General features: G+C 49.6%; 5 protein-coding genes and 1 pseudogene. All 6 read left to right on the forward strand.

Annotated elements, in window-relative coordinates:
• Positions 1–1,081 (forward strand): sensor histidine kinase (locus OEL57_RS13940; protein ID WP_300741246.1); only part of this gene is annotated, 1,081 nt, incomplete at its 5' end.
• Between the two features lie 5 nt (positions 1,082–1,086).
• Positions 1,087–2,460: a sigma-54-dependent transcriptional regulator gene (locus tag OEL57_RS13945; RefSeq protein WP_300741248.1), complete on the forward strand. Its 1,374-nt coding sequence runs from the start codon at positions 1,087–1,089 to the stop codon at positions 2,458–2,460.
• A 46-nt stretch (positions 2,461–2,506) separates the two neighbouring features.
• A complete protein-coding gene (locus OEL57_RS13950) occupies positions 2,507–3,304 on the forward strand; it encodes a DsbC family protein (protein ID WP_300741249.1) in 798 nt (265 codons plus the stop codon).
• Between the two features lie 447 nt (positions 3,305–3,751).
• Positions 3,752–4,090, forward strand: a complete 339-nt coding sequence (locus OEL57_RS13955; RefSeq protein WP_300741250.1) for a type II toxin-antitoxin system RelE/ParE family toxin — start codon at positions 3,752–3,754, stop codon at positions 4,088–4,090.
• On the forward strand, positions 4,087–4,389 hold the full coding sequence (locus tag OEL57_RS13960) for an addiction module antidote protein (RefSeq protein WP_300741252.1): 303 nt from the start codon (positions 4,087–4,089) through the stop codon (positions 4,387–4,389). The genes OEL57_RS13955 and OEL57_RS13960 overlap by 4 nt, the downstream gene beginning before the upstream one ends.
• A 99-nt stretch (positions 4,390–4,488) precedes the next feature.
• Positions 4,489–4,797: pseudogene (locus tag OEL57_RS13965) on the forward strand (IS1595 family transposase); the annotation flags it as partial.
• Positions 4,798–5,085 lie beyond the last annotated feature (288 nt).

The raw sequence follows: 5,085 nt of genomic DNA on the forward strand, positions 1-5,085 counted from the left end.
TCGTTCAGCTCAGGTAATCCGCAATGGTGAACTGGCAGGCAGGGCAGGATTAATCCTCCCATTGGCTGATGAACAACGTCGCATCAGACGAACACGGCAACTGTTGATGACCTATTTTGCCCTTGATTTTATCCTGCTGCTTGGCCTGGGATCTTTTGTTCTGTCAAAGATTGTGGTTGCTCCGGTTAATCGCCTGTTGTCTGCAACGGAAAAGATTACGGTTGGTATCTACGGTAACCAGTTGAAAGTTACTGGTGCGCTTGAAATGGCCCGCCTGGCAGATGCATTTAATGCAATGTCCAGCACACTTGACCAAAAACAGCACGAGGTTGCTTCCCATGTTGCCGCACTTGAAGAGGTTAACCAGGACCTGCAACTGGCGCGTGAAGAGGCGGTACGTTCAGAAAAAATGGCATCTGTCGGGCTACTGGCCGCTGGAACAGCTCATGAGATAGGCACACCGTTGGCTTCGGTGATGGGCTATGCCGAGATACTGTCCCAGGAGTTGGAGCAGAACCCGACCCAGCTTGATTATCTTGCCAGAATCATGGATGGCTGCGGAAGGATTGACAGAATTGTAAAAGGCCTGCTTGAGTATGCGCGTCCCAAGCCGCCTGTCTACACCGAGATACACCTGCTGGAGCTGGTTCAACAAACGCTGGAACTGCTGCAACATCAAGGACTTTTTAAGGGGATACAGGGGACACTCAGGACAGAAGGAAGCCCCTCCAGTCTCATGCTTGATCCTCATCAGCTTCAACAGGTACTGATAAACCTGCTGATCAATGCCAGCGATGCAATGCCACAGGGTGGTTCACTGAAACTGGTTGTCAAACAAGAGCCCGGCAGTACTGTACAACTGCTTGAAGTGTGGGACACCGGGGCAGGGATTGCACCTGAAAACCTCGGCAAGCTGTTTGATCCATTCTTTACCACCAAAGCGCCGGGTAAAGGCACAGGTTTGGGATTAGCCATATCAGCCCGTATTATTGAAGGATTTGGTGGCAAAATTTCAGTCCGGAGCAGCATGGGCACAGGCAGTTGCTTCACGGTTCATCTGCCCGTAAATACGAAGGGATAGAAAGCATGAAACAATCCCACATTCTGATTATTGATGATGAAGAAAACCTGCGGCATATGCTCTCCATCATGCTGTGTAAACAGGGCTATCTTGCTGACACGGCTGCTGGTGGCGAAGAAGCGTTGGAGATGCTTGCCAGCCATGCCTATGACTATATTCTGTGTGATATCCGTATGCCGGATATGGATGGTCGGGAGTTTCTTCGCCAGGCCATCAACAGGGGTGTTTCAGCACCGATTGTCATGATGACTGCCTATGGTGCGGTAGATACTGCGGTGGCCTGTATGCAGGAAGGGGCCTATGACTTTATCTCAAAGCCGTTCAAGCGTGATGAAATTGTTATTGTCTTGAAAAAGGCTGAAGAACGTGAGCGTCTGAAAGAGGAAAACCAGACGCTTAAGGCAGAGGTGGCTGATAAAAATTCATTCTGTGGGCTGATTGGCCGCAATCCCGCCATGCTGTCTCTCTATGATCAGATCAGGCGGGTGGCGGGTCTGAAAACCACCGTACTGATTCAAGGGGAGTCAGGAACAGGAAAAGAGCTGGTAGCCAGGGCGTTGCATACCAGTGCCTGCCGTAATGGCAAGCCATTTGTAGCGGTAAATTGTGGTGCCATTCCTGAAACAATGCTAGAAGCAGAACTTTTCGGACATGTCAAAGGCTCTTTTACCGGTGCCACTGCAGATAAGGCAGGCCTGTTTGAACAGGCCGATGGAGGTACGCTTTTTCTGGACGAAATCGGTGAGATGCCGCTTGCACTGCAGGTGAAGCTTTTACGGGTTCTTCAGGAAAGTGAAGTACGCAGAATCGGAGCGTCAACGTCCCGCAAAGTTGATGTGCGGGTGGTGTCAGCCACTGCCCGTGACCTGCAGGCAGAGGTTACAGAAGGACGTTTCCGTGAAGACCTCTTCTTTAGACTGAATGTGTTTTCTCTACAGATCCCGCCGTTAAGAGACCGGGTTGATGATCTTCCGCTACTGGTGCAGTATCTGCTTAAAGAGTGCGCTGCCAGAATCGGGCGTGAACCGGTTCCCAGGGTTGCTCCAGAGGCTTTACGTCGTCTGATGGCCCATAACTGGCCGGGAAACGTGCGTGAGCTGGAAAATGTGCTTGAACGGGCACTGGTGCTTTGTGATGGTGATCAGCTTGCCGCAACCTGTTTACCTAATGGTTCAGCTCCAATTGAACGGCCATCATTGCAAACAGACAGTACTGAAAACCTTTCCATTAAACAGGCTGAACGGCTCATGGAAATGGATCTCATTAGCAAGGCCTTGATCAAGACCGGCGGCAACCGGACCCATGCTGCAAAAATACTTGAAATCAGCCACCGTGCCTTGTTGTATAAGCTGAAGGAATATGGTTTGGAGTTAGTTTGAAGCGCTGTATTCGAATGGTCTCATCAAAATCTAAGAAGGAGTATGTATGTTCAAAATTATCTCCAGTGTTGTTGCTCTCCTCCTGTTGTCTCTTGGTAGTGCATTTGCCATGCCTGCAGCAAAAGATGGCTGCGGCACCATGGAATGCTCCAAATGTCATTCCCTGACCGTTAAAGAGGCTGGTGAACTGCTCAGCTTTGCCGGTGTAACGGTAAAGTCGGTTAAACCTGCGCCATCGCACGGCATGCATGAAGTGTTGTTTGAAAAAGACGGAGGGATGGGAATTGTCTTTATTGATTATGGCAAGAAACATCTGATTCAGGGGATGATCATTGATCTTAAGACCAAAGAACCGGTTGCTGCCCATGAAAAGGATATTCCCAAGCCAAAACAGTTTACCGGTGTTGATCCCAAGTTGATTCCTGTGCAGCATGCCGTTGTGATGGGTAATTCCAAATCAGCGAAAAAACTGTATGTTTTTACTGATCCTGATTGTCCCTATTGCCGCACCCTGCATTCAGAGTTGCAGAAGCTTGAAAAGTTGATGCCGGATCTTTCCATTACTATCATGCTCTATCCATTACGTCAGTTGCATCCTCATGCCTATGACAAGGCTCGTGTTGTCTTAAGCAAAAAGAAGCGTGATCTGTTGGATAAGGCGTTTGAAGGTAAAGATCTCCCCAAGGTTAAGGGTGATGAAGGCAAGGCAGCTGTTGACGCAATCATTGCTTTTGCAGGGGAACAGGGGATAAACGGCACACCAATGATTCTGTTGCCGGATGGTAAAGTGTATCAGGGGCAGCGTACTGCAGAAGCTCTCAAGGCTGCTTTAGAAGGAAAGTAAAGAAAGAAGTTCAGCTAGAGGTCAAAAAACAGGACGCTGAATATACGAAAGGCCCCGGTTCCCACGCCGGGGCCTTTCCGTTTTCAAGGCGGTGAATTTCTTTCGTGTTTCCTTGAATTTATCTGTTTGCGCTATAGTGTATTTTCACCGTGACAAGTGCAGTAACCAATTTTTCAATAATCACAATTTTTGTTGCGGCTTGTCACCTGGAAGGGGCCGACACTCTGCAGTGTAATAATCCTTAAAACGGCAGTTACTCACGCAAAGCCGCAAAGCTCGCAACGAAAATCAATCCGTTACAGAAATGAAGGGCTGAACCGGTTAGGTGACACTGCAGATTCTTGCAATTGACTGTTTTTATTGCGTAGCGTCGTTGCGCCGTTGCGTGAACTGCTTTTTCTAGGATAATCCGCTTGCTATCTGTAGCCTATAAGCTAAAATAACGTCATGCAAACCTTTACCCATGACATAGAGTATTACCGGACCACTGAAGGCAAAGCACCGTTTAAGGAATGGCTTGAAGCCTTACGGGATGTTACCGGGCGGGCTAAAATCCGTGTACGGCTTGACCGCGCCCGTCTGGGCAATCTGGGGGACCACAAGCAGCTTACCGCCGGTTTGTGGGAAATGAGGATTGATTGCGGGCCGGGGTATCGTGTCTACTTCACCAGAGAGGGGAGCAGGTTGATTTTGCTTCTGATCGGTGGGGACAAGGACACACAGAAGCGGGATATTGCCAGGGCCGCCGGATACCTGGAAGATCACCAAAGGAGACAACAGCCATGACACACACAACAGACTATCAACGGGACCTGATTGAAGCCCTGAAGGATCCGGCTGAAGCTGCCGCGTACCTGAACGCAGCACTTGAAGAGGGGGACAAGGAATCTTTTCTGCTTGCCTTGCGGAACATTGCAGAGGCTAACGGGGGCATGAAGGCGGTTGCTGAAAAGGCCCACCTGAACCGGGAAAGCCTGTACCGTACCCTTTCACGCCGGGGTAATCCTGAAATTCGCACCTTGTTCAACCTGCTGCATGGGGTTGGTTTACGCCTTAACGTGATGCCTGAAGAAGTGGCGGCATGATTCCTTCACCGGGTTGCGCTGCTTGTGAAATTGAAAAGCCCCTTCCTGGATTGGAGGGGGCTTTCTGTTATAATTGTTTTTTATGCAGTCAGTCTTTGATGTGGCTGCACTCGTCACTTCACCTATCGGCGTGGTGTCTCGGTCAAGGTGTTCCAGTGCAGTTCCTGTAGAACCCAGACTACCCTTACTGAGGGGACGCTCTTTCACTCAACAAAGTTACCACTGACGATCCGGTTCCAAGCCATGTTCTTTCAGGCGCAGAGCAAGAACAATGTATCGATTCTGGAACTGCGACGTCTGGCTGGTATCAGCTATCGTGCTGCCTGGCGCATCAAACATAAAATGATGCAGGCCATGTTTGAGCGTGAGCAAACAACCGTATTATTAGACCGCGTTGAGATAGATGACAACCGTTTCCCGGCTGTTGGGACATGCCACCTTGACCATGACCCTACGTTATGCCCACCTTGCACCAAACCACCTGCAAAATGCTGTTGATGTCATGAGCCGGATACAGTCTGAAGATTTACATTACAATTTACATGACAATAGAGCTTTGGAAGGGTAGGGAGTAAGCGTAAGTAGTTGATATACGAAAGGCCCCGGTTCCCACGCCGGGGCCTTTCCGTTTTCATGGCGGAAAACGTGCCTTTAGGCCTTTGTAGCTACCGCTTTTTTCACTGGGCCGTTCATACC

The organism is Trichlorobacter sp. (assembly GCF_030247655.1).
GTDB lineage: Bacteria > Desulfobacterota > Desulfuromonadia > Geobacterales > Pseudopelobacteraceae > Trichlorobacter.